21 protein-coding genes are annotated in these 24,994 nt (G+C 42.0%); 6 read left to right on the top strand and 15 right to left on the bottom strand.

What is annotated here, in order from left to right; all coding sequences use genetic code 11:
- Positions 1–56 precede the first annotated feature (56 nt).
- Positions 57–1,091 (bottom strand): hypothetical protein, encoded by a 1,035-nt coding sequence (locus tag AC0L46_RS03960; RefSeq protein ID WP_473505930.1) that lies wholly within the window; start codon positions 1,089–1,091, stop codon positions 57–59.
- 171 nt (positions 1,092–1,262) lie between these two features.
- Entirely contained in the window at positions 1,263–1,907 is a 645-nt protein-coding gene (locus AC0L46_RS03965) for a peroxiredoxin-like family protein (RefSeq protein ID WP_414681047.1), read from the bottom strand.
- Between the two features lie 173 nt (positions 1,908–2,080).
- On the opposite strand from AC0L46_RS03965, the gene AC0L46_RS03970 reads away from it, so the two are divergent.
- On the top strand, positions 2,081–2,653 hold the full coding sequence (locus AC0L46_RS03970; protein ID WP_414681048.1) for a TetR/AcrR family transcriptional regulator: 573 nt from the start codon (positions 2,081–2,083) through the stop codon (positions 2,651–2,653).
- A 131-nt stretch (positions 2,654–2,784) separates the two neighbouring features.
- Positions 2,785–3,924: a capsular polysaccharide export protein, LipB/KpsS family gene (locus tag AC0L46_RS03975; RefSeq protein WP_473505932.1), complete on the top strand. Its 1,140-nt coding sequence runs from the start codon at positions 2,785–2,787 to the stop codon at positions 3,922–3,924.
- An 8-nt stretch (positions 3,925–3,932) separates the two neighbouring features.
- Here the strand turns inward: AC0L46_RS03975 and entS are convergent, their stop codons facing one another.
- Positions 3,933–5,213, bottom strand: coding sequence for an enterobactin transporter EntS (gene entS / locus AC0L46_RS03980; RefSeq protein ID WP_473505934.1), 1,281 nt, complete (start codon positions 5,211–5,213; stop codon positions 3,933–3,935).
- Positions 5,214–5,244: 31 nt separating this feature from the next.
- The gene (gene fes / locus AC0L46_RS03985; RefSeq protein WP_473505936.1) at positions 5,245–6,549 is read right to left on the bottom strand and encodes an enterochelin esterase; all 1,305 of its coding nucleotides are present in this window, start codon (positions 6,547–6,549) and stop codon (positions 5,245–5,247) included.
- A gap of 103 nt (positions 6,550–6,652) precedes the next feature.
- On the opposite strand from fes, the gene AC0L46_RS03990 reads away from it, so the two are divergent.
- Complete coding sequence (locus tag AC0L46_RS03990; protein WP_473505938.1) at positions 6,653–8,707, top strand: TonB-dependent receptor; 2,055 nt, start codon at positions 6,653–6,655, stop codon at positions 8,705–8,707.
- Between the two features lie 55 nt (positions 8,708–8,762).
- On the opposite strand, the gene AC0L46_RS03995 is transcribed toward AC0L46_RS03990, so the two are convergent.
- Complete coding sequence (locus AC0L46_RS03995) at positions 8,763–9,047, bottom strand: hypothetical protein (protein WP_473505940.1); 285 nt, start codon at positions 9,045–9,047, stop codon at positions 8,763–8,765.
- Positions 9,048–9,212: 165 nt separating this feature from the next.
- Between AC0L46_RS03995 and AC0L46_RS04000 the strand changes: the two genes are divergently transcribed.
- Positions 9,213–9,626 (top strand): acyl-CoA thioesterase, encoded by a 414-nt coding sequence (locus AC0L46_RS04000; RefSeq protein WP_473505942.1) that lies wholly within the window; start codon positions 9,213–9,215, stop codon positions 9,624–9,626.
- On the opposite strand, the gene AC0L46_RS04005 is transcribed toward AC0L46_RS04000, so the two are convergent.
- A complete protein-coding gene (locus AC0L46_RS04005; protein ID WP_473505944.1) occupies positions 9,623–10,087 on the bottom strand; it encodes a DUF2127 domain-containing protein in 465 nt (154 codons plus the stop codon). The genes AC0L46_RS04000 and AC0L46_RS04005 overlap by 4 nt on opposite strands.
- Positions 10,088–10,365: 278 nt before the next feature.
- Between AC0L46_RS04005 and AC0L46_RS04010 the strand changes: the two genes are divergently transcribed.
- Positions 10,366–12,036 carry a methyl-accepting chemotaxis protein gene (locus AC0L46_RS04010; RefSeq protein ID WP_473505946.1) on the top strand — a complete coding sequence of 557 codons (1,671 nt, stop codon included), beginning with the start codon at positions 10,366–10,368 and terminating at the stop codon, positions 12,034–12,036.
- A 407-nt stretch (positions 12,037–12,443) separates the two neighbouring features.
- On the opposite strand, the gene AC0L46_RS04015 is transcribed toward AC0L46_RS04010, so the two are convergent.
- From AC0L46_RS04015 to katG, 3 genes are all read right to left on the bottom strand, one after another.
- Positions 12,444–13,586, bottom strand: coding sequence for an HNH endonuclease (locus tag AC0L46_RS04015; protein WP_473505948.1), 1,143 nt, complete (start codon positions 13,584–13,586; stop codon positions 12,444–12,446).
- A gap of 127 nt (positions 13,587–13,713) precedes the next feature.
- The gene (locus tag AC0L46_RS04020; protein ID WP_473505950.1) at positions 13,714–14,175 is read right to left on the bottom strand and encodes a hypothetical protein; all 462 of its coding nucleotides are present in this window, start codon (positions 14,173–14,175) and stop codon (positions 13,714–13,716) included.
- 139 nt (positions 14,176–14,314) lie between these two features.
- Positions 14,315–16,531 (bottom strand): catalase/peroxidase HPI, encoded by a 2,217-nt coding sequence (katG, locus tag AC0L46_RS04025; protein WP_473505952.1) that lies wholly within the window; start codon positions 16,529–16,531, stop codon positions 14,315–14,317.
- 331 nt (positions 16,532–16,862) lie between these two features.
- Between katG and codA the strand changes: the two genes are divergently transcribed.
- Positions 16,863–18,125 carry a cytosine deaminase gene (gene codA, locus AC0L46_RS04030; protein ID WP_473505954.1) on the top strand — a complete coding sequence of 421 codons (1,263 nt, stop codon included), beginning with the start codon at positions 16,863–16,865 and terminating at the stop codon, positions 18,123–18,125.
- On the opposite strand, the gene AC0L46_RS04035 is transcribed toward codA, so the two are convergent.
- From AC0L46_RS04035 to AC0L46_RS04060, 6 genes are all read right to left on the bottom strand, one after another.
- On the bottom strand, positions 18,122–18,562 hold the full coding sequence (locus AC0L46_RS04035; RefSeq protein ID WP_473505956.1) for a cupin domain-containing protein: 441 nt from the start codon (positions 18,560–18,562) through the stop codon (positions 18,122–18,124). The two genes, codA and AC0L46_RS04035, sit on opposite strands and share 4 nt — an antisense overlap.
- Before the next feature lie 13 nt (positions 18,563–18,575).
- Positions 18,576–19,544, bottom strand: coding sequence for a D-2-hydroxyacid dehydrogenase family protein (locus AC0L46_RS04040; RefSeq protein WP_473505958.1), 969 nt, complete (start codon positions 19,542–19,544; stop codon positions 18,576–18,578).
- A 145-nt stretch (positions 19,545–19,689) separates the two neighbouring features.
- The gene (gene fadA, locus AC0L46_RS04045) at positions 19,690–20,865 is read right to left on the bottom strand and encodes an acetyl-CoA C-acyltransferase FadA (protein WP_473505960.1); all 1,176 of its coding nucleotides are present in this window, start codon (positions 20,863–20,865) and stop codon (positions 19,690–19,692) included.
- A gap of 27 nt (positions 20,866–20,892) precedes the next feature.
- Positions 20,893–23,043 (bottom strand): fatty acid oxidation complex subunit alpha FadB, encoded by a 2,151-nt coding sequence (gene fadB, locus AC0L46_RS04050; protein ID WP_473505962.1) that lies wholly within the window; start codon positions 23,041–23,043, stop codon positions 20,893–20,895.
- Between the two features lie 106 nt (positions 23,044–23,149).
- Positions 23,150–24,079 carry an electron transfer flavoprotein subunit alpha/FixB family protein gene (locus AC0L46_RS04055; protein ID WP_473505964.1) on the bottom strand — a complete coding sequence of 310 codons (930 nt, stop codon included), beginning with the start codon at positions 24,077–24,079 and terminating at the stop codon, positions 23,150–23,152.
- Positions 24,076–24,828, bottom strand: coding sequence for an electron transfer flavoprotein subunit beta/FixA family protein (locus AC0L46_RS04060; protein ID WP_473505966.1), 753 nt, complete (start codon positions 24,826–24,828; stop codon positions 24,076–24,078). The genes AC0L46_RS04055 and AC0L46_RS04060 overlap by 4 nt, the downstream gene beginning before the upstream one ends.
- Between the last annotated feature and the right edge of the window lie 166 nt (positions 24,829–24,994).

Below are 24,994 nucleotides of genomic sequence, written 5' to 3' on the forward strand. Positions count from 1 at the left end.
TGAAAGTATTTTATTTTAATCAAAGCCTTTTGTGCTCTATGACTATTTAAAAGACATCAGATCGATTGCGCAGCGAGTATTGCTTTTTCAACACAAATAGCAGCATGAGCGTCATTGGCAGCATAAAGGATTTGTGAATTGCTTAACGGGTAAGCGCCCCAATTCGATTTTTGCGCTCCTTTTCCTAGTCGAAACTTTAATACCATAGCAACCGCCGCACGAGCTCCAATGGCGTTTTTATCGCCAATCATGCGCTTTAGAGTAAAAGACAGATCTTGTGTATTTACTATGCCGATATCGAGTTTACTTCGAAGCTCTTTATTGTCTCCTTTTATTCCGAACCCAACTTTCTGAATATCTGGGTTCATCAAAATTTCTGCTGCCGCGGCAACGGCGATAGGAAATCTTGCCGGAAACAAAAACGCCTTAGACTCAGTCGCAATTTGGATAAGGGAAGGTCCAGGACTGGCCTGCCCTTTACGGAAAATCGGTTTGCTTTCCGTATCAAACCCTACACAAGGTTCATTTTCTAATATTTCCAGCGCTTGCTTTGCATCTGATTCATTTTCGACAATGACAATGTCTTTCAGTGCAAGGCCAATGTATGAAGGCAAAGCATTGATTTCTTCTTTCGTTGGACGTTCCATAAAATTCCGTTTAACCACTCTATTTAAGCCGTTGTCAGCTTTTTTCAGTAGATCATGAATATCTGCTTTTAGTTCTTTATCTATAATTTTATTGCTGTGAATTTTAGCCTGTTCTAAATATTCAATGGCGCGCTCTTTATTACCCAAATCCACATGCAAACGTGCTGCAGAAAAGCCAATCGAAGACAAATAATCTTTTGAATTAATCGCTGAGGCTTTTAATAAGGCTTTATCGTAAAGGGAAAGCGCCTGTTCTAGATCATCAGTAAAATCTGCCAGAGTTTCCCATTGAACCGGATGGTCTTTTTCAGTGCCATCATTTTCGTCACATACTTTTTTCAATTCGGCATAGTAAGTATCGAAACGATTCTGATCTTTTTTGTGGACACAACTCATCAATTCTTTGGCTAAAGAAAGAACCTGTTTATATATTCTTGTATTCATAATGGACTCTAGATTAAGGCTTTCAGCATTTTAGTGTCTCTATGGTAGTTTTAATGAGCGACTTATGACAGCTTTTCACCTTTTTCAAATCCATAAAAAAACCAGTATGGAATAAAACTCCACACTGGTTTTTTAGATAATTCAATTTCGCGTTATAAAACGCAACAAGCATTAAAGCGCGTTAAGAGCCGCAACTACTTCAGCTGGTTCTTGGCGAGTTGTGTAATCCGCATCTACGAATGCATTGGCAACAGTACCGTCTTGAGCAATCACAAAAGTGGCCGCTAATGGCAAATCGAATTGGCCTTCGCCATTGTGTTTTTCAAGCTCGATACCAAAAGACTTGTAAATTGGACGCAATTCTTCAGCCAATGAGAAAACCAAACCAAGGCTTTTTGCATACTCTGCGTTAGCATCAGATAGAACTTCAAATTCCAATGCGTTTTTCTCTGCAGTAGACAATGACATGTCTGGTAATTCTGGAGTGATTGCAACAAGAGTAGCATTTGCTGCTTTAATATTAGCAAGCTGATCTTGGTATGCTTTCAATTCTAGGTTGCAGTATGGGCACCAACCGCCACGGTAAAATGTCATCACAACAGGACCTTTCGCTAATAAATCTTCTAGATTTACTGTCTCACCATTTTGGTTTGGTAATGAGAATGCAGGTAGTTTTTCAGATACTTTTGGCGCTTTATCAACAATGCCTGTTTCCGCTAGGTCTTTTGTTACCTGCTTCATCAGCTCTTGTACTTCTAATGGTGCTTTTTTAACAAACGCGGCTTTGTATTCTGCAATTTGATCTTGTAATGACATAGTAAACCTCATAACCAATAAAATTAACTTGAATAGTCATTCAAACAGCTTTTGAGTGATCATTCAACCACTTTTTGAATGATCACTCAAAAATTTGCAGAAGCCATAATTTACTCGTTATACTTGGTCATCATTCAGACACAAAAATGTATTAATCAAGAATAGGTAACCCAATGGCTAGAGTGCAGTTCGATAAGTCAAAAGTATTAGAAAGCGCGACTCACGCTTTTTGGCGCTTAGGATATACCGCTACTTCTATGCAAACTCTTGTAGCGCAAACGGGGTTGAAACCGGGAAGCATTTACCTCGCTTTTGGAAATAAAGAAGGCCTGTTCAAAGAGTCTCTTGATTATTACGCCGAACAGTCATTGGCAAACTTAGAAGCCATGCTCGCACAATACGAATCTATTGAAGAAGCGCTTCCGCATATTCTCTTAGCGCTTATTGAAGAATCCAGCCAATCAGAATATTGCAGCTGTTTTTTGGTCAAAAGCCAGCTAGAACTCAGCGATGAACAGGCAGAATTAAAACAACATGTCTCCCAACGACTTCGCAAAGTGGAGTCTCTTTATTTCGAGGGATTCTTGAAAAACAACAGCGAAGCCGAAGCAAGTGCCAAAGCAGCCAGTGTCATGATGCATATATTTGGAATACGAGTTTATGGCTACCACACAAACTCTAAAGAGCAATTGATGAATGGCATTCGCCTTGGTCTGCCTTGGTTAGCATGGGAAACATTGCATTAAAAATACTGCAATCAAATCTATCTATTTAATTAGCTAGCCGCTTAATTCCTTTCATTTTTACTCATCTGGCTTCGTCACATCTCTGTCTTATTTTGGTGATATAAAGAACTAAATCAAAGAGACAGAGCCATATGAGCTATTTATTTATTTCCCGAAAAAATGTACATGCCCGATACTACAAAATTCTAACAAAGCGACTTCAGCTTGACTGTGAATTATATGTTATGGGAATGCCTAAATGGTCAGCTCTTTCTTACCTAAAGCAAGCATTCTCTGCCAACTTTGATCAGATTCTAAACGAGCAATTACAACGCAAACAGGCTTATAACAAGATATGGAATAATCCTCTATTAGCCTCTTTATACTCTATTACCCTTACCTTTCTTGAAAGGTTAAGATACGCTAAATATCTAGCCATTCTAAAACAAAAAAAACCGACGCATCTTGTTATTTGGAATGGACAAAAGCTTCCAAATATTACCGTCGTCAAGGCGGCAAAAAGTCTAAATATCAATATTTTCTATTTTGAAAATGGCCTACTGCCGGACACAGTATCGCTAGACCCGAAAGGTATTAACTTCCTGTCCTCTTTAAGCAAAGACCCGAATTTTTATCTCGAATACAACTTGTCTGACACTTTTTCTCCTCCAACTATCACACCTAGAAAGAGCAGTAAAAAACGCAATAAGTTTTCTCCAATTGAACTCCCAGAAAGGTATATTTTTGTTCCCTTTCAAGTGCCTCATGACACGCAAATTGTTTATCACTCGTCTTGGGTTCAGTCCATGGAAGCATTTTATGATGAGGTAATTAAAGCTGTACGTGGCCTAAAAGATCCATCACTCAAGGTTGTTTTCAAGGAACACCCTTCCTGGCATAAGCACTATGACTCTTTATACTTAAAAGATCCGCTTGGCGTGTTTGCAAACGGTAATGATACGGTCGAACTCATAGAGAAATCTGTTGCTGTATTAACCATAAACTCTACAGTTGGATTAGAGTCTTTGCTTCTGAACAAAGAGGTAATCACTCTAGGTGATGCATGCTACAACATCGAGGGACTTGTCTTACATGCTAACAATCAACAGCAATTAGTGAATTGTTTGACGCAAATGAACCAAGGGTGGAAAGCGAATGATCAAGTACGTATGAAATTCTTCTCTTATCTAGAATACGTTTATTGCATTCCCCGTATCAGCAAAGACGACCCAAATCATATCCAGGCAGTTCAAGAAAGACTAATAGGTAGTGACTCATTTAGCCGTCAGTAACCATAACCCTATGAGGAAGAAACTGAATCTTCAATGTGTTTTTTATTTGGCTCAACTTTTGCTGAACAAATACTCGTATCCGTTAAACTCGCTTTTCTGAGTTCGCTTGCTGCTTTACTGATAAGTAAACTAGTTGCAGCACAACCGAAACCAAGTGTGAGCAAGCCTAATACAGGTGACAACACTTTGACTATTAAGCCGATACCAAGTGCACCAACGGAGTCGCCCACTACGCTTTGCGCTGTCCAGAAGCTTCCCATACGTCCCAACATATTATCCGGCGTATGACCTTGCACAATCGAATACTGCAACAAGCCGCCAATAGAACCAAAGTAGCCAAATACAGCTAGAGCAAACAGCATAATAAATACATGGCCTATCACGCCTAATGCAGCAACGCACAAGAAAGACATAAAGGCGGTTATCAGCATCACCATACCTGGGCGTTCCAGCTGACGAACCCAACCACTGGTCAAAGCGCCTATAACAGAACCCACAGGCACTGCCGCATACATTAAGCCCACTTCAAAGGCACCGCCACCAAACGCCGTTGCCGCCAAAGCTGGGAATAAGATACGAATCGATTTGGTCACCGCTTCCAAAGTACCAAGCGCCACTACCGCTCGAATCACCTTATGGGTAAACACAAACGAGAAGCCATCAAACAAAGATCTCAAAGGGTGCTCTTTTGGGCCACCGCTTTGAGGTTTCATATTTGGCAAGGTCACTAGTGTGATAAGCGTACAAAGAGTACCAATGGCCGCTAAGGTGTAGTTCCATGTCACGCCATACGCCACAATAATGACACCCGCTACTGCTGGAGAAATAACAGAACCGATTCGTACAATCAGCATGCTTAGTGCGCCTGCTGTTGGTAGGTTTTCTCGTCCAACCAAATTAGGAATAGACGCCATGAGTGCCGTCATACCAATCGCACTAAAGAATCCATCCCATAGAGAAATGGCGTATACCGCAAAAAGACTCGGTTCAGACAGATACGCATTGCCTGCTAACAACACAAAGCCAACACCACAGATAAACCGTGAAAATAAGATCAGATACTTACGGTCCATGCGATCGGCCAGCACTCCGCCTAACATAAGACCAATAAACATCCCTATACCATCAAGGGCTACCGCATAACCGACTTGCAAACTCGACCCTGTTAATTCATAAATTTGTACAGGCACCGCTACATTCAACATGCCAATGCCCAAAACAGACATTAAGCGTGCAATGAAAATAGCGCGAAAGTGAGCGTTGGTTTTTAATAAACTAAAATCCAACATGATATTTTTTTAGACATGAGTTCTCTTAAATCTAGTGCTGTGCTGGAAGCAAATGCATCAATCCATTGGTTAAACTCGAGCGCCATGAGAGCCAATCATGACCACCAAAAACGGTTTCGTAATATACATTTCCACCTTTCTCTTTAATGGCCTGATAAGTCATATCATTGTATAGGCACATATCTTTTTCTCCTGAACCGACAGTTAAAAAAGCATGAAGGTGTTGCACATCGACCAAATCATTCTGAATTTGCTCAGCCAAACTATTAGGCACAAGTGTTGTCTGTAACAAGTCTGTGCTCTTTGGCGATTGCATTCTATCGACTTCTGGCCACCAAAAAGAACCAGAAAGACTAATTACTTTAGAAAAATACTCGGGGAAATGAAGCCCTGCATATAGAGAAGAAAGTCCACCTAAGCTTTGCCCAGCAACAATATAATCAGAAATGCTAGAGCCTACTTTTGCTAATTCAGATTCTACATCCGGAAGAAGCTCATCAATCAATGCTTGCCAAAAAGGCTTATGACAGCTCAACTCTTTCCAACGAGTTTGACCATCAATACAAGGAAGCAAAAGGTAATGTGCTGGCGTAATTTTCTTCATCGCAGTTAAATATTGAAGAACGGATAGGGTTCCACTGGTAGCCCCCCATTTTTGACCATCAAGCAAAATGACTAATGGCGCATCACCCTTCGCGGTTGAGAAAAGCTGACAATCACGTTGGTTATTTAGTATAAATGAGTGCCAATGAATAGATTGTATTTGATCCACCGACAATAGAGGCAAAGCTCCCTGGTCCCACTCTTTCCAGCCTTCTTCCTCTGGTGCATGAGGTAAATGAAGTGCTGAGCTCTCTCCCCAACCTGACGTTAATGTAGGGGATTTATTCAAAGCATCTGGAATCTGATTCGCCACAACCTCTATCCACCACGCCCGTTGAGCCTCTCTGCTCCCATCGCTCTGCTTTTTTACACACTCAGGAAGTTGATCTGCTTGAAGAGGAATAAAAGAATAACTACCACGCCATTTTGAATTCACGGTTAAATGACCAAACCAGACATCTGTGCCTGCAACTCGACTTAAACATTCAGGCTCCCAGCTATGATGATCTGTTAGCGAGTTAACCGCTAAAACAACACTCGCAATACTTGACGTTTTTTCATTTCCTTGCGGATCCTGCCACACAAAAACAACTAGGCTTTCTCCATTATCTTGCGCCTTGATTAACGGCATACCACAAGAGCCTATACTCTCCCACCATTCAAAACTACCAATCTGATGATGAAGTTGACCAAAGCAATCTAACAACACGGTTAAGTCTAAATATTTGGCCAATTTCTACACCTTTCGTAAAATATCAAAAAACTTATTGATAATAATTCTTATTAACAATACCATCACCAACAAGTTTACCAAACCACGACAAATAAGGACAATTATGTACTTGTCAAAAAAGATCGTATCTACTAACACGCCAAGCAAACTATCAAGTATCGCCCTCGCTGTGATCAGTATTAATGCTGCTTTTATTTCAGCGAATGCCTTGGCTGAAGATACAACAGACACTAGTGAAGCTAGTCTGCCGGTATTAATTGTTACAGGTGAAAAAGTCGATAAAAATATTAAAGACACCACTACTGCTGTAACCGTAATAGGCGAAGAAAGCTACGCTAGCGGAGAAGCAAAAGAGGTAAACGATATAGTGGTCCAAGCTCCTAATGTCACATCAGCCGGATTTGGAACAGTGAATATCCGTGGCATTAACGGTACCGGGGCAGCTACAGGAAGTACGGCATATAGCAGTGGAGCAAGCCCTCGCATATCAACCACAATAGATGGCGTGACCGAAGCTTGGGGAGGATATAATTATACTCCTGCAGGACTTTGGGATACTCAAACAGTTGAAGTGCTTCGCGGGCCACAATCGACGACACAAGGAACAAATGCTATTGGTGGCGCAATCGTTATTAATACAAATGAACCATCCTTTACTCCAGAAAGTGCCGTTCGCTTAGGTTTAGAACAATATGAAAATGGCAACCTAAAATATAACCTAGCAGGTATGAATTCCGGAGCGCTTATTGATAATGAACTCGCTTACAGACTCACTTTTAGCGGTACAAAAGGTGAGGGGTGGATGAATTATGATACATCCAGTTTAACTGACCCTATCGACGTGAATGATTCAGAGTCAACAAGCTTTCAAGGAAAACTTCTCTGGACCCCTTCTAATGTAGAGGGTTTAACTGCAGGATTAAAAATCAGTCATAGAAAATATGATGGAGAATACCTTTCTTGGGCAAGCGATACCGATACACAAACATTAGACTTAAATGGTAACAACACCCGTTTACAAGACTCCACAAACGATACGATTACATTTGATGTTGACTATCAGATATCTGACAGCATCAGAAATAATTTACAAGTAAGTTATAACAACCAAGACTCTTATTTTGAACAATATCCAAGTGTTATTGATGTAACGAGAACTGAAGAAAAAATCACATTAGAAGATAGGGTCTTTATCACCCCGAACGACTCAAATATAACAAGCTTTATTGGCTTATATGCAGAACAGAGTGATACAACCTTAGATGTTGATTTTAGCGCTCTCGACGATGTTTATGTTTCTGATGGAACAAAAACTACATTATCTCTTTATGGCGAAAGCTCTTACCACGTAAATAACCAGATATCAGTAATCGCTGGAGGAAGAATCCTTCATGAAAACCAAAAGCGAACACTTGTTAAAACTAGTACAACTACATTAAATCAAGACACAACAGAAACAGTGTTATTACCTAGTTTAAGTACAACTTACGGCGTAACAAAAGACACGACATTAGGCGCGTCTGTCCGTCTTGGTTATAACTCAGGTGGCGCTGGACTGGATAACAACAATGATTATTATACGTATGATAATGAGAATGTGATTGCCTATGAAATAAGCAGCAAAAGTCAATTTAATCACATGTCTATTAACGCTAGCCTTTTTTACAATGATTACTCTGATTACCAAGCTTATGAAAATGGCGGTATAGAAAATCTATCGTCAGTAAACACTTATGGTGCAGAGCTAGAGCTTAAAAGTAGGATTAGTAAAGACCTTGAATTAACTGGCTCTATCGGTACATTACATACACAAATAGACACTAATGACACATCCGACTGGAATAACAATGAAGTAACCTATGCTCCAGATCTAAACCTTGGTGTCGGCTTCACACAGTTTGTTGATGAGAACTGGTCATTTGGCGCAGATGCGACTTATGTTAGTGAATATTACTCAGACCTTGATAATGACGAAGATTACAAAGCCGGTAATTACATAACTACTAATGCTCGCCTTCAATACATTCAGGGCAACCTGACTGTTGATGGCTATATTACAAACCTTACCAATGAAGATATTGTATATTTAGCTCGAAGCAGCACTTCTTCGGTTGGCCAGAGCCGTACCGTGGGTGTAAGCGCTACATACCGTATGTAATATAAAAAAGGCGAATCAGCATTTCTGATTCGCCTTTTTCTAACAAAAAACACCATCAATTCAAAACAACCGTTCCTTCTACCTCTAGTACTGTTTTAGCGTCTGTACGTTCCATAATTTTCACTAACGCAGATTGTATTACTTCGTCTTCACGTACATTTCCTTGGCTAGAAAATCTCTGCTCTTGTGGTTCTGCACCTTCCTCTAAAACAAATGTCACAACCACTTCTGTCGCTTTCTCTGTGGTTTCACCGAAGTAAGAAAATGTCACTTGTGGGTAGCCTTTGAAACCCATTTTCACTTTCTTTGCGATACGCTTTTTAGATTTATCTAAGTTCATGCTGTTTGCCTAATAGAGGTGATGTCACGAAAAGTATGATGAGATTAAAGCACAAAACAGGTCAGTTTAAGTCGATAACATGTCAGTAAATTTGAGCGATTTTGCCATATGTTTATTCTGCAAAGAAAAGTAACCTTTTTTACGTCAAGATGAGAAGGAAGAACCATGCTAAACATCATTCAAATCAAAGTCCGAGGCTATCATTTAGATGTCTTTCAACATGTTAACAATGCTCGCTATTTGGAGTTTTTAGAAGAAGGTCGTTGGGCGTTTTTTGATGAATTTGGTGCTGGTACAGATTTGATGGAACAAGGTTTAGCTTGGGCTGTTGTCAATATAAATATCGACTTCAAAGCAGAAGGTAATTTTGCTGACGTTCTTGAAGTACATACTCAATTTGCCAAATTGGGGAATCGCAGTATCACTATGAAACAACGAATCCTAAATGCGAAAAACGATGTACTTGTTGCCGAAGCAGACGTCACATATGTTTGTTTTTCAAAAGAACAAAAAACCGCTGTTCCCTTGCCTGAAGATTACAAAATGAAAATTCAAGCTGCTCTTGCCGAATCATCTTAAACACGAGTCGCCGTTTCTTTTTTGCCACGCTTTAAAACACGAAATAAATACCCTGCAATAAGGAGGTTTATCAACAAAGCCGACACGCTAAAAACATTGAGATCTTGATAGATGGCATACAACTCAAAAGGTATATAAAGTGACGCGGTAATAAAAGCAAACCACTCAATCCAAATGAGCTGATTCCAAAGCCCGTACGCCAATATGAAGCGGAAAATGCCATAGGTAAGCGCCACTACAGTAACAAGAATCAAACTATTACTGGACACTTTATCCGCCATCATCAAAATGACTTTAGAGTAATGATTTGCAGGTGAAATCCCCCACTCAGTCATCAGTTCCAAAACAAGTTGATGAAGGTCTTCACCAACGAGTGCATTTACACTAACCGCAACGAACAGCGCCAGTATCCCTTTGAAACCTTCCAACAATGCAATCGCATTTAATCCTTGAAACTTCATAATTCCAGCTTTTCTTTAAAGAAATTCAGAGCGAGTAAATAGAGTACAAGCTCATTTCATTTGAATGATAAATAGTCACCTTTTCGAGATCAGGCAACGTCATTTTTTCTCACTTTTCATAAGCTTAAATTATATTAAAACAATTACTTGTCATAATTTGTAAGTGATACTTTCTTATTCTTACAAAATACTATAATTATGTTTACTAAATATGGTTTAAATGCCAAATAATAAGTCATTAAGGGTATTATTTACCTTTGTATCCCGGAGTATTGCTTATGTTTCGTTCACTAAAAGCCCAAATTTATATGTTTGCCTTTGCCCCCTTTCTGTTGGTGGCAGCAGTAGGCATTTTTATGCAAGTAAAGGCACTCGACACAATCAATCAACAAGTTTCTAAAATTTCTGAAGACGCCATTATTGAGGTCGAGAAAAGACGTCTTGTCACTGTCATTGACTCTTCTTTAAGCATCATCAAGCCATACTTAGACATGCCGGGTAAAGAAGGCATGGAAGACGCGTTAGCCTTACTTTATAACTACCGATTTGATAACGACATCGGCTACTTGTTTGCTTACGATGGTGAAGGCAATCGTCTAATGAGTGGTTCTGGTGTCGGTGTAGGCGGAAACTTTATCGACTCAAAAGACAAGCTAGGCAACTTTATCGTTAGAAATATAATAACTGCTGCCAAATCTGGTGAAGGCTTTACAACTTACTACTTCCCGAAAAAAGGTGAAACAGAACCTTCTGCAAAATACAGCTACTCTCTTTGGATAGATAAATGGAATATTGCTATCGCAACTGGCTTCTTCATTGATGGCACAGAAGAAATGTTAAGCAATATAGATAGCTCTCTTAGTGAAACCCAACAATCTAGCCTTACTCAAAACTTACTAGTGATATTTGGATTGGCTATTTTTGTTGCGATTGTTGTTTTCTTCTCGGTTCGCCTCATGTTGACTGCGCTTACCTCATTACGAGATGCCGTTGAAGACCTAGCCGATGGCGAAGGTGACTTAACCGCCACATTACCTGGAAGCTCTTTAGATATTTTGGACGATATTTCCAGCCACTTTAATCGCTTCTTAGCTTCCATGGCAGGAGACATCAACAGTTTGAAGAGCGCTTGCGACCAATTAAATGAAGTTGCAACAGTATCAAGGCAACAACATAAAGAACTGGCCATCGCATCTGATAAACAAGTTCAAGAAACAGCCAATACAGCCACAGCAATAGAAGAAATGTCGACAACAGCAATGGAAATTGCTGATAACGCTGAACGCACACGCACTTCCGCTGAAAGCACAGACGCTGAAGTTCAACATGTTCTAAAACAAGTTCAAATTTCTGGCGAAGAATTAAATGCTCTAAATGGTGTTTTGATGAGCGTCGAAGGTTCCATCCAGGAACTTGGTGGAAACGTTGAAGAGATCAACTCCGTACTGAGTGTTATCCAAGGCATTTCAGAGCAGACCAACCTACTGGCGCTTAACGCCGCCATTGAAGCGGCTCGCGCCGGTGAACTAGGCCGAGGCTTCGCGGTTGTTGCTGATGAAGTTAGAAACTTGGCGCAACGCAGCCAACAAAGCACGGTTCAGATTCAAACCATTCTTGATAAGCTACAAGTCAGCGCAGAAAAAACCATTCAAGATATGGCCAACACAACAGAGAAAAGAACCGCTGTTATTGAATCTATGGATGCCATTACAGACATCATCAATTCAAGCTCTGAGTCCATTAAACAGCTTACTAACATGAACATTGATGTTTCAAACGCGGCCAACCAGCAATCTAGTGTTGTGAACGACATGGCTCAAAATATCAGTGGCATTGCTGATCTTGCAGACTCTATTGGCAAGAGCTCGAAAGACACCAATGCTCAATTCTCAAGATTAGAAGAGCAATCTCAACTAATCCTGAAAGTAACCAATAAATTTAAAACCTAAGGTTTAAATTTAAACAATCAGCCCCTCAAATCATCAGTCAATTTGAGGGGCTTTTTTATGAGCAATTTTTAACGAATAAATCCAACTCTCGCCTAACATTAGACAATAAAAAGCCCCACAACCTTTCGAGTACGGGGCTTTAGAATTGTTGGCAACTCTAGGAGATTAAGCTAGATCGAAGCCAGCTAACTCCATTACGTTGAAAAGATAGAAACTAGTATCTGCTCCATACTTACCAATGAACTTGCGCTGTCACAATATTAGCTTGTACCTGCGGCTACATTCGTAGCAAATAAAAGTGCTCTAATTAGTACGTTTCTCATGCTTTTTTTGATGCGAACGCCGCGCTCTGTGGCAAATTTGGAGCGTAGCGAGTAATTTAACCGTGTGAAGCAACTTGTTATAAGCTATTTTTGCTTCCGTGACTGTGCAAGCTGATGAAGGATGAACGGTTCTAGCTTTTCCATCATAAGACCGGTTAACTTGTTTACGTGTTCTGGCATCAACATTTCACCTTCTTTCGCACCACAATTTTCAAATGCATGCTTTACAGCTTCATTTAGAACGCGAGTTTTTTCTTTCTCAAACGAAGCTTTCATGCCAGCAGGAATCACTTCATGAAATGCAGTCTCGACAGAGCCCTTCGGAATCTTATTATAATCATACGCCTCGCGTATCTCAGAGTTTGAGAGATTTAAATCTACTATAAGATCCAACTCTTCACCCGTAACTGGGTTGATAGCGTAAGTATCTGATATATCTTCACCTTCATAAGATCCAGCTAAGCAAAGAACAACTCGTTGGACACCAAAATACTCTACATAACCAATTACTTGCTTGGTTTTTCTACACCCTTTAATTGAGACACAGTGAAGAGGAATGCCTTCAGGGCGATTTGTTATTAAATCTGTCTCATAGAAATATCCAAAACAAGCTTCTGCTTCGTCATTCCTTAAGTAGTTTGTGGCTTCAGAACATTTCTCTGCTGAAATGCCTGAAGAAACGGCCAATGCTAATGCTGACTTCACGATTGAGCGACCTGCTTTATGGCCACCAAAGGAAAAGTTAAAATTCAACATATCTTGGCAATAAGATGCTTCTGATTTTGCATTACCCAATAATTCATTGAGGTCAACTTGAGGGTATTTTCTTTTCACGCCTTGAAGCATTCGCTTTGCTTCAGACATAGAGCGGGCTCTAATTTGAATTTTTACACCCGATCCAGACTCTAATGGGCTCTCACTATACAGAGGCTTCTCTATATTCATGCTCCCATCTACATTAAGCTTTAACTTATCTCCGCCTGTAGTTTCAAACAGTTGAGATGGTGCTTCCCCACGCTCACGACTAATCCCAAAGAATAGACTCAAGGGGTTGAGTTGCTTCGCTAACTCCGATTCCCAATCATCTCCTGACGCATTGTTACAGCTTTCACAAATAAACCCTTTAACCTTCTTTCTTCCACCAATTGAATTGGGAATAAGGTGTTCTTTTGTGTCATTTACTTCTGTAATTTCTACGTCACAGAGTACACATTTGGAAGAGATCATTTTACTTCCTTATAGAATAGGATGATTAAATGGCCTATAACGCCTTGCTAAGGGGAAAATAATGGTTGGCTATAATGTGCGGGGGACGAGCGCAACCAACTGTTATTTATCCCGCTTGAGCAACTTGTTATATTTTATATATATCAGCGATCTCTTTAAGAAAAGCTTTCTCTTTTTTCCTATATCCCCATGAGAAACCGGAACCTTTAAAATATGAGTCATTATTATCAAAATAGATTATATCTGTAGATATTGAAGACATATTTTCGGATGAGGTAGATAGTATAGTTTCATCATGTTTGAGGTGATATTCCCACCAAGAATCAGCATCATAAAATACATTTTCAAACATGTAGGTATACGTGCTTACTCTATCAGTAATGTGAGCACGTTGTATTCCCATTCTTGAAGTTCTCTCAAAGTCACATTCAATAAATTTTTGAAGTGCTAATTTTGTTATACCAATAACTCGCCATCCATCATCATATTGACCAAATAATTCGGTGAGTAACCTTACTTTTCTTTTTACCGGCATTTTCATTTTTGATATAAGTAAATAATCGTGATGCAGATCATCTATAGAGAACATTTGGTTCGACCTTAAAATATAATACTTTGTTAACGTGCATGCATTTAGACATTTTTACTCTAAGATTTAAGTTTAAACAATAAAAAGCCCCACAACCTTTCGGGTGCGGGGCTTTAGAGTTGTTGGCAACTCTAGGAGATTAAGCTAGATCGAAACGATCCAACTCCATTACTTTCGTCCATGCTGCAACAAACTCTTCCACAAAACGATCTTGTGAGTCATTACAAGCATACACTTCAGCAATAGCGCGAAGCTGTGAGTTTGAACCGAAAACCAAGTCTGCGCGAGTGGCTGTCCACTTCACTTCACCTGTTTTACGGTCACGGCCTTCAAACTCTTCCTCTTCTTCAGATACAGCCGTCCATTTGGTCGCCATATCAAGTAAGTTAACAAAGAAATCATTTGTTAATGTCTCAGGTGTTTGTGTGAAAACACCGTGAGCAGATTGCTCTGTATTCGCACCTAATACACGTAAGCCACCAACCAACACTGTCATTTCAGGGGCAGACAAAGTTAACAACTGCGCCTTATCTAACAAGATCTCTTCTGTTGATATTGTGTACTTACCTTTTTGGTAATTACGGAAGCCATCTGCAATTGGCTCAAGTACAGAAAATGACTCAACATCTGTTTGCTCTTGAGAAGCATCTGTACGACCTGGAGTGAAAGGCACAGTAATTTCTTTACCTGCTGCTTTCGCCGCTTTTTCAACACCAACAGAACCCGCTAGGACAATTAGGTCAGCAAGAGAAATCTGTTTAGCAGAGTTGTCTCGGTTGAAGTCAGCTTGAACCGCTTCAAGTGTTTTCAATACCGTAGCCAATTTCTCTGGCTGATTCACTTCCCAATCTTTTTGTGGAGCAAGACGGATACGAGCACCATTTGCACCACCACGCTTGTCTGAACCACGGAACGTAGAAGCAGATGCCCAAGCGGTTGATACCAAGTCTGATACAGACAAACCAGAAGCCAAAATTTTCGCTTTAAGATCGGCAACATCTGCTTCATCAACTAACTCATGAGTAACAGCAGGCACTGGGTCTTGCCATACAAGCTCTTCTTTTGGTACTAGAGGCCCAAGGTAGCAAGAAACTGGTCCCATATCACGGTGCGTCAATTTGAACCAAGCACGCGCAAACGCATCGGCCAACTGATCTGGGTTCTCATGGAAACGCTTAGAGATTGGCCCGTAAATTGGATCATCACGTAATGCCAAATCCGATGTAAACATCATTGGAGCGTGACGTTTCGTTGCATCATGAGCATCAGGAACACTGTTTGAACCAGCTGTACCTTTTGGAGTCCACTGCCAAGCGCCAGCTGGGCTCTTAGTCAATTCCCAATCGTAATCAAATAGGTTGTCAAAGAAACCGTTGTCCCATTTGATTGGGTTCTTAGTCCAAGCACCTTCAAGACCACTACTAATAGTGTCCGCACCGTTACCGGTACCTTGAGAGTTACTCCAACCAAAGCCTTGCTCTGTAATACCAGCCGCTTCAGGGTCGTCGCCCACTTGAGCTGCATCACCTGCACCGTGAGCTTTACCGAATGTGTGACCACCTGCGATCAAAGCAACGGTTTCCTCATCATTCATCGCCATACGGCCAAATGTGTCACGGATGTCACGAGCAGAAGCTAGTGTATCTGGCTTACCGTCTGGACCTTCTGGGTTAACGTAGATCAAGCCCATTTGTACAGCGGCAAGAGGATTTTCTAGGTCACGTTCGCCAGAGTAACGGCTGTTCTTACCGCCACTTTCTTCTAACCAAACGCCTTCTGAACCCCAGTAAATATCGTTTTCTGGTTCCCAAACATCGGCACGACCACCAGCAAAACCAAAGGTTTCGAAGCCCATAGATTCTAATGCACAGTTACCCGCAAGAATCATCAAATCTGCCCAAGAGATTTTACGGCCGTACTTCTGTTTAATAGGCCAAAGCAAACGACGTGCTTTGTCTAGGTTGACGTTATCTGGCCAGCTGTTTAGAGGCGCAAAACGTTGTGTACCCGCTGTCGCACCACCGCGACCATCTGCTGTACGGTAAGTACCTGCACTGTGCCAAGCCATACGAATCATGAAAGGACCATAGTGACCGTAATCTGCTGGCCACCAGTCTTGTGAATCAGTCATCAAGTCATAAAGATCTTTGCGCAAGGCTTCAAGGTCTAGAGTTTTGAATTCTTCTGCATAATCAAAGTCTCCACCCATTGGATTCGATTTGTCAGAATGCTGATGTAAAATGCTCAAATCCAACTGATTCGGCCACCAATCTTTATTTGATGTACCGCGAGCGGCTGACTGAGGTGCTGGTGCAGTAGCACCATGATTAAATGGACACTTGCCTTCATTAGACATAAGGGACTCTCCTGCTTGCTTTAGTAATTTGTTTCATTTGACTGTACATAGTTATAACCTTAAACAACTCATCTAACTAATAAATAAAAACTAACATTACGATAGTCAGGTCAACACACTCCTTTTGACCTTGGTTGTCTAAGCCACCATTAAATATAGACTAACTATCTATCAAGTCATTAATGAGACAGACATATACATTTTCTTTCACAATGGCTATATATGTAATTTGCGTTTTACTTGGCTCCTATGACCGAATCAAAAGTAGGCCGTTCATCCATGAATGACAAAAGACAGGCCGACCAATAAGCCACTAAAATTGAGGTTTCCTATGAAGATTATTAACGCCCGTTTACGCCAGCAACCAGAGCTGTTTACCTTACATATTGAGAACGGCTGCTTTAGCAAAATAGAGAAACAAGATACGTCCCTCCCTTCTGGTTCAGAGCGAGTCGCAGAAATAATAGACGCACAAGGCAACCTTGTTTGCGCCCCTTTTGTCGAACCTCACATTCATCTTGATGCAGCGTTAACCGCTGGCGAGCCAGAATGGAACCACAGCGGTACGCTCTTTGAAGGGATCGAGCGCTGGAGCCAGCGCAAGCCCATGTTGAACGAAGACGACATTCGACAGCGCGCCCTTTCTACCATTGAATTGTTAATACAAAACGGTGTACAAGCCATTCGTACCCATGCAGACACAACCGACCCAACCTTGGTGGGCGTTCGCACCTTATGCGCCCTACGAGATGAACTGAAAGACAAGATCGACTTACAAGTCGTTGCCTTCCCTCAAGACGGCATGCTGTCTTATCCAAATGGTTTAAAACTGATGGAAGAAGCGCTAGAAATAGGCGCGGATGTGGTCGGTGGCATTCCTCATTTTGAATACACGCGAGAACTAGGCGAACAATCCGTCAAGAAGATTATCGAACTAGCCAAAAAGTACGATCGATTAATCGATGTTCATTGTGATGAAATCGACGATCCGAATTCACGCTTTTTAGAATTTCTTGCTTGCGAAGCTTTGTTTCATGAAATGGGTCACAAAGTCACCGCTAGCCACACAACGGCCATGCATTCTTACGACAACGCCTACTGCTCGAAACTCTTTCGCTTATTGAAAAACTCAGGGATCAACTTCATTTCCTGCCCGACAGAAAGCATCCATCTTCAAGGCCGATTTGACACCTACCCAAAACGCCGTGGTGTAACACGGGTCAAAGAGCTACGTGGCGCGAACATCAATGTGTGTCTAGGGCAAGATTCCATCTTTGACCCTTGGTATTCATTGGGCAATGGCAAACTGCTGCGCACCTTAGACTTCGCCATGCACATCTGCCAAATGATGGGTTACAAAGACTACGAAACAGCCCTTGATATGATCACAAACAACAGCGCAAAAACTCTATGCTTAGAAAATTACGGAATCAAAATTGGAAACCCAGCCAACTTCATTTTATTAGAAGGCTTTGACGATTACAGCGTACTGCGCAAACAAGGCGAGGTTTTATTGTCAGTACGCCACGGAGAAATCATCATGCAACGCCAGCCTGCTCAGGTCATTAGCAAGCCTTGGATTACAGAGATTTAGCTCTCTCTTGCGGAGAGTTTAATGTGCACCGCAAGTAGGGGCTCGTCACCTATTAATTCTGCGGTGTGACCATGAATGTCATCATCAAAGGTTTCATTGTCTTGCAAATAGTCTTGAGCAATAAACATGTCCCCGGCGGCAAAATCTCGATATTCGTCATTACGCAATGCGATTCGCAATACGCCCGAACGCACAATGATCAAAGTCGGATCGCCCGCCACATGCCACGAGCTGAAATAACCAGGCTGACTCATACGATGACGAAAGTTCAATGCATCTATTCTGTCTGTAATAAACAGGCCGTTATAGTCTTCTAAGGAATACACCACATCGTTGAAAACAGAAGAAGCTGTTTTCCCTGTTTTAACATCAAGAGGCGAAGATAAAACAGACAAGTGAATTTGATCATGAGCAACAGATGTTGAATTAAACGACATTCAGCTCATTCCTTTAAAGATCGAATACAAGGTTTTGAGGCTCACCTTTAGCGAAAGAGACAACATTCTCAAAGGCGATATTGAAGTAAAGTTCATAACTAGCTTTCTCAACGTAACCAATATGTGGCGTACAAAGTACATTTGGCAACGACAATAAAGGTTCATTTTGCGTATTGGCAGGCTCTGTTTCAAATACATCAACAGCAGCCTGTTTCGATGGATTCGCAGACATCACTCGGTACAAGGCGCCACTTTCCACTAACTCAGCACGGCTGGTATTAACAAACAAAGCACCCTCTTTCATTTGCTCTAAATCGCCTTCTGTAACACAGGCTTTTGTGACGTCATTGAGTCTTAAATGCAAGGAAATGACATCGGCGGATTGGAAAAACTCGGCTTTAGATGCAGCAACTAAAAAGCCGTGTTCCTGTGCTAACTGTCTGGACGCTTCTCTTCCCCAAATCATCACTTTCATCCCAAAAGCCTTGGCGTATTGAGCAATACGTTGACCAATTTTTCCGTATCCCCAAATGCCCAATACAGAGCCGTGCAATACTCGACCCAAACCTAATGGGCCGGATTGCTGCCATTGATCTTGTGTGAAATGAGAAACATAAGAAGGAATATGTCTGCTGGCTGACATAATCAGCCCCCAGCAAAGTTCAGATGGCGCAACAGGCGAACCAACACCTTCAGCAACCGCCACGCCGTATTCTTTACAAAGCTTGGCATCAATATGATTGCTGACCTTTCCTGTTTGGCTAATTAGCTTTAAATTCGGTAAGCGAGATAATAATTCTGCGGTGATCACTGTACGTTCACGAATCAAAACAAGCACATCAAAATCGACAAGATGATCAACCAAATCATCCACGGTCAAAAAGGTTTCATTGAAAACATGCACATCGTGATCTTTTAAAAGCTCAAAGCACGACAAGTCTTTTACCGCATTTTGATAGTCATCTAGAATCGCCACTTTCATCTTATATCTCCCTCATTATTTTTCTTAGATGCGATAATAATCCACCAAGACAAGAGGAAATTCCACCTTAAACTACTTGCCGCCAAACAAAAAAGCCCCGTACCAATAAGGTACGAGGCTTTGCTTAACTAAGGGTTTCTAGCGATTAAACCCGTTCAAATACCGTTGCGATACCTTGCCCCATACCGATACACATGGTGGCTAAACCTAAGGTCGCGTCTTTGCTTTGCATCACGTTCAACAGCGTCGTTGAAATACGCGTACCAGAACAACCTAACGGATGGCCAAGAGCTATCGCACCACCGTTTAAGTTTACCTTCTGATCCACCAAATCAAGCAACTTTAAGTCTTTCAATACTGGAATAGATTGCGCAGCAAAAGCTTCGTTCAACTCCACAATATCCATGTCATCAATGGTTAAGCCTGCACGCTTTAGGGCTTTCTTCGTTGCAGGAACAGGTCCATAACCCATAATCGCTGGATCACAACCCGCCACGCCCATGCTGCGAACTTTCGCAATCGGCGTTAAACCAAGATCTTGCGCTTTTTGTGCTGACATCATCAACATAGCAGACGCGCCATCGGACAAAGCAGACGATGTACCCGCTGTCACGGTTCCAACTTTTGGCATAAAGACAGGTTTCAAACCAGCAAGAGATTCCATAGAGGTTTCCGGACGAATAACTTCATCCACTTCTACCAGAATCTTATTACCTTCAGCGTCATGACCTTCAAGAGCGACTATTTCATTATTGAAACGGCCTTGAAGTGTAGCTTCATGGGCAAGACGGTGGGAACGTACCGCAAACTCATCTTGTGCTTCACGGCTTACACCGTGCATTTTACCGAGCATCTCAGCCGTTACGCCCATCATCATGGACGCTTTTGCCATGTGCTTAGACAAAGCTGGGTTCACATCAACGCCGTGCATCATGCCGACGTGTCCCATGTGCTCAACACCGCCCACAACAAAGACATCGCCTTGGCCTGTCATAATCGCCTGAGCTGCCGTGTGAATCGCAGACATAGACGAACCACATAAACGGTTCACCGTTTGGGCTCCACAAGTAAGAGGCAAGCCACCTAACAAGGACACCGCACGGGCCATATTAAAACCTTGCTCTAGAGTTTGGTTAACACAGCCCCAGATCAAGTCTTCTACGTCTTTTGGGTCTACATTTGGGTTACGCTTAAACAAGGCTTTTACCAAGCCAGCCGATAAGTTTTCGGCACGAACATTACGAAACACACCGTTTTTCGTTTTACCCATCGGTGAGCGAATTGCGTCGATAATCACGACATCATTTGGATTCAATTTCATGGTCATTCTCCTCTAGCCTATGGGAAATTAAGCGCCGTAATAAGTTTGGTTGTTTTTCGCCATATCTCGCATTTTCGCGGTTGGCTCATACAACTTACCTAAGTGGCTGTATTTGTCTGCAAGGTCACAAAACGCCTGCAGTCCCATTTGGTCTAAGTAATGCAAAGCACCACCAAGGTATGGAGGGAAACCAATACCATAGATCAATCCCATGTCTGCTTCCGCTGCTGATGCCACGATGTTTTCTTCCACACAACGAACCGTTTCGATACAAAGTGGAATCATCATACGAGCAATAATGTCTTCTTCTGTTAACTCAGATTGAGACGAAACAACAGGAGCAAGTAGATCGTTAATTTCATCATTGAAGATTTTCTTCGGCTTGCCTTTACGATCTGGCTCATAGGTATAAAAACCTTTGCCATTTTTCTGACCAAAACGCTCTAGCTCAAACAGACGATCTACGGCGTTTTTGCCTTCATGTTTCATTCGATCAGGGAAACCTTCCGCCATAACTTGGTCTGCATGGAATGCAGTATCAACACCAACTACATCCAACAAGTAAGCAGGGCCCATTGGCCAACCGAATTTCTCCATGGTTTTATCAACCACTTGGAAGTCCGCCCCTTCCTGCATCATCAAAGAGAAACCAGCGAAGTAAGGGAACAACACACGGTTAACCAAGAAGCCAGGACAATCATTCACCACAACAGGCGTTTTCCCCATGGCTTGAGCATAAGCAACGGTTTTTGCAATCGCTGCATCGCTGGATTTTTCGCCTCGGATAACTTCAACCAAAGGCATACGATGTACTGGATTAAAGAAATGCATACCACAGAAATTTTCTGGGCGTTTTAGGTCTTTTGCCAATTCGGTAATGGAAATAGTCGAGGTATTCGATGTCAAAATGGCATCATCTGCGATTTTGCTTTCTACTTCGGCAAGTACAGACTTTTTGATTTTGACGTTCTCAACAACGGCTTCAACGACAAGATCAACATGTTCAAACTCGCCGTAGCTTAGTGCCGGAACAATGCCATTCATTGCTTTAAAGGCTTTATCTGCGGTTAAACGACCGCGTTCAACTTGCCCATTAAAGAGCTTGTTCGCTTCACTCAAACCAAGCTCTAAGGCTTCTGGTCGAATGTCTTTCATGATGATTGGCGTGCCTTTAGAGGCCGATTGATAAGCCACACCGCCGCCCATGATACCCGCACCTAATACGGCCGCTTGTTTTACTGGCGTTGCGTTTTTCGCATATTTGCTCGCGGTTTTCTTAATCTGCTGATCACTTAGGAATAGATTCACCAAAGACTTGGCAACAGGCCCTTTGGCCAATTTAATAAAGCCTTTGATTTCGGTATCAAGGGCTTTTTCCATATCTTGGCTGATGCCTTTCTCGATCGTTTTAATCGCTAGCATTGGCGCAGGATAATGTTTACCCGCTTTTGCACCAACCACACCGCGAACCGATTCAAATATCATCATTTTTTCGATTGGAGAAAACACCATTGGCGCACGCAACTCTTCACGGCGAGCATGATAATCTAGCTTGCCATCAAGCACCTGTTGAATAAGATGACGAGCCGAATCGTTGACTTTCGCTGCCGGAACAACCGCATCGACGGCACCATCTTTAAATGCATCTTCGCTGCGCTTTTGAGCACCGCCACAAATCCACTCACAGGCATTATCAGGGCCGATCAAACGAGGTAAACGTACACTTCCGCCCCAACCTGGATAAATACCAAGCTGAGTTTCAGGTAAGCCAATTTTCGCTGAATCTGCCATGACTCGATAATCACAGGCTAGGCACAATTCCATACCGCCACCTAATGCGATGCCGTTAATAGCGGCAACTGTTGGGTAAGGCAAATCAGAAATCGTGTTGAAAATAGCGTGTGCGTCTCGGAGCTTATCGGCAAGCTCTTCATCATCCAGCTTAAACCAAGTAGTAAATTCCGTAATGTCAGCACCAACAACAAAAACGTCTTTGGCACTCGCAAAAATCACACCTTGAATGTCTGCCGTATGTTTAAGCGCATCAACGGCTTCGGCCAGTTCTTTCAGTGTCAGGCTATTAAATTTATTAACCGATTCGCCAACCAAATCCAGAGTGACGGTTGCCACACCTGCATCATCGACTGCAACCTTGACTGCTTGTCCTTCGAATATCATGCTGGTCTCCAATTATTTTTATTATGACAATGACGGTCATGTTTTCCGCCATTGTCTGGTATTTGAAAATTCTGTTATCTATACAAAGCGGCCTAAAGCCTAAAGCCTAAAGGCTGTTTTCTAGTTCTGGAACGGCTTCGAATAAATCCGCTACCAAACCATAATCCGCCACTTGGAAAATCGGAGCTTCTTCATCTTTGTTAATAGCAACAATGATTTTAGAATCTTTCATGCCAGCCAAATGCTGAATCGCACCGGAAATACCGACTGCGATATACAGATCAGGAGCAACCGTTTTACCCGTCTGACCAACCTGTAAATCATTAGGTACAAAGCCTGCGTCAACGGCTGCACGGGAAGCACCAATCGCGGCACCCAGTTTATCTGCCACACCTTCTAATAATTTGAAGTTATCGCCATTCCCCATACCGCGACCACCAGAAATAATCACGCCCGCAGCGGTTAATTCAGGTCGATCTGATTCAGCCAGCTGCTCTTTCACAAATCGACTACGGTCAGAAGCAATCACTTGAGAAAGCACTTCACGCTCTGCATTGCCACCTTGCGCCGACGCAGCATCAAATCCTGTTGCGCGAACCGTCATGACTTTCACTGTGTCCGTGCTTTTCACTGTCGCAATAGCATTGCCCGCATAAATAGGGCGAACAAAAGTATCTGGTGATTCCACTTTGATGACGTCAGACAATTGAGCAACATCCAACAAAGCAGCCACGCGTGGTAAGGTATTCTTACCTGTTGTGGTTGCAGGCGCCAAAATGTGACCATAACCACTGGCAATTTCGACCACTAATTTAGAAACGTTTTCTGCCAATTGGTGTTCATAGACGGCATTATCAGCCACCATAACTTTCGTGACACCTGACACCTGCGCAGCTTGTTCTACAACGGTTTGACATTCAAACCCTGCTACCAACAAATGCACTTCTGAATCAATTTGTGTTGCAGCCGTTACGGCATTTAATGTCGCTGGCTTCAAAGACTTATTATCATGTTCTGCAATAATTAATACGCTCATGACACCACCTTCGCTTCATTTTTTAGTTTGTCTACTAACTCAGCAACCGAGCCCACTTTGATACCACCAGCTCGCTGTGGCGGAGGCGTAACAGAAACTATGCTGACGTTAGAACCAATTTCGACACCAAGATCCGCAGGCGTTTTCACATCCAATGGCTTTTTCTTGGCTTTCATAATGTTTGGTAGAGACGCAAAACGTGGCTCGTTTAAGCGTAAATCGGTTGTGACAACCGCAGGAAGAGTGATCGACAAGGTTTGTAGTCCACCATCGATTTCACGGGTCACTTGCGCTTCACCATTTTCAATAACAACTTCGGAAGCAAAAGTAGCTTGTGGGTAATCCAACAAGGCAGCCACCATTTGACCGGTTTGATTATTGTCAGAATCAATCGCTTGTTTGCCCATAATGATCAAATCAGCCGATTCTTCTTGAGCTACTTTTGCTAGGAGTTTGGCGACAGAAAGAGAGTCTAAACCGTCTTCTGCATCCACTTGAATGGCACGATCAGCTCCTAAAGCCAATGCTGTTCGTAATGTTTCATGGCATGTTTTAGAACCAACAGAAACCACAACTACTTCCGATGCCACGCCTTTTTCTTTTAGACGGATAGCTTCTTCTACTGCGATTTCACAAAAAGGGTTCATGGACATTTTTACGTTAGTAAGATCGACCGCTGTATGGTCGGCTTTGACACGAACCTTAACGTTGTAGTCAATGACTCGTTTTACGGATACTAGGATTTTCATAAGCCCCTCGTTTTTTATTATTTTCATACTATCTATAGTAGTTTGGGAATGATTTTCATCAATAACAAAAAAGCGCCAGTTAACTGACAAAAATATTCAACCTTTCATCAGTACAAACAAAAAACGGCTCCATTATTTAAATGGAACCGTTCTGTTTTGTATCACT

The organism is Marinomonas sp. 15G6-16 (assembly GCF_055809555.1).

What these genes read in the sequence shown, in the direction of transcription:
- AC0L46_RS03960 (WP_473505930.1), bottom strand. Translation starts at nt 1,091, where the DNA reads ATGAATACAAGAATATATAAACAGGTTCTTTCTTTAGCCAAAGAATTG.
- AC0L46_RS03965 (WP_414681047.1), bottom strand. Translation starts at nt 1,907, where the DNA reads ATGTCATTACAAGATCAAATTGCAGAATACAAAGCCGCGTTTGTTAAA.
- AC0L46_RS03970 (WP_414681048.1), top strand. Translation starts at nt 2,081, where the DNA reads ATGGCTAGAGTGCAGTTCGATAAGTCAAAAGTATTAGAAAGCGCGACT.
- AC0L46_RS03975 (WP_473505932.1), top strand. Translation starts at nt 2,785, where the DNA reads ATGAGCTATTTATTTATTTCCCGAAAAAATGTACATGCCCGATACTAC.
- entS (WP_473505934.1), bottom strand. Translation starts at nt 5,213, where the DNA reads ATGTTGGATTTTAGTTTATTAAAAACCAACGCTCACTTTCGCGCTATT.
- AC0L46_RS03990 (WP_473505938.1), top strand. Translation starts at nt 6,653, where the DNA reads ATGTACTTGTCAAAAAAGATCGTATCTACTAACACGCCAAGCAAACTA.
- AC0L46_RS03995 (WP_473505940.1), bottom strand. Translation starts at nt 9,047, where the DNA reads ATGAACTTAGATAAATCTAAAAAGCGTATCGCAAAGAAAGTGAAAATG.
- AC0L46_RS04000 (WP_473505942.1), top strand. Translation starts at nt 9,213, where the DNA reads ATGCTAAACATCATTCAAATCAAAGTCCGAGGCTATCATTTAGATGTC.
- AC0L46_RS04005 (WP_473505944.1), bottom strand. Translation starts at nt 10,087, where the DNA reads ATGAAGTTTCAAGGATTAAATGCGATTGCATTGTTGGAAGGTTTCAAA.
- AC0L46_RS04010 (WP_473505946.1), top strand. Translation starts at nt 10,366, where the DNA reads ATGTTTCGTTCACTAAAAGCCCAAATTTATATGTTTGCCTTTGCCCCC.
- AC0L46_RS04015 (WP_473505948.1), bottom strand. Translation starts at nt 13,586, where the DNA reads ATGATCTCTTCCAAATGTGTACTCTGTGACGTAGAAATTACAGAAGTA.
- AC0L46_RS04020 (WP_473505950.1), bottom strand. Translation starts at nt 14,175, where the DNA reads ATGTTCTCTATAGATGATCTGCATCACGATTATTTACTTATATCAAAA.
- katG (WP_473505952.1), bottom strand. Translation starts at nt 16,531, where the DNA reads ATGTCTAATGAAGGCAAGTGTCCATTTAATCATGGTGCTACTGCACCA.
- codA (WP_473505954.1), top strand. Translation starts at nt 16,863, where the DNA reads ATGAAGATTATTAACGCCCGTTTACGCCAGCAACCAGAGCTGTTTACC.
- AC0L46_RS04035 (WP_473505956.1), bottom strand. Translation starts at nt 18,562, where the DNA reads ATGTCGTTTAATTCAACATCTGTTGCTCATGATCAAATTCACTTGTCT.
- AC0L46_RS04040 (WP_473505958.1), bottom strand. Translation starts at nt 19,544, where the DNA reads ATGAAAGTGGCGATTCTAGATGACTATCAAAATGCGGTAAAAGACTTG.
- fadA (WP_473505960.1), bottom strand. Translation starts at nt 20,865, where the DNA reads ATGAAATTGAATCCAAATGATGTCGTGATTATCGACGCAATTCGCTCA.
- fadB (WP_473505962.1), bottom strand. Translation starts at nt 23,043, where the DNA reads ATGATATTCGAAGGACAAGCAGTCAAGGTTGCAGTCGATGATGCAGGT.
- AC0L46_RS04055 (WP_473505964.1), bottom strand. Translation starts at nt 24,079, where the DNA reads ATGAGCGTATTAATTATTGCAGAACATGATAATAAGTCTTTGAAGCCA.
- AC0L46_RS04060 (WP_473505966.1), bottom strand. Translation starts at nt 24,828, where the DNA reads ATGAAAATCCTAGTATCCGTAAAACGAGTCATTGACTACAACGTTAAG.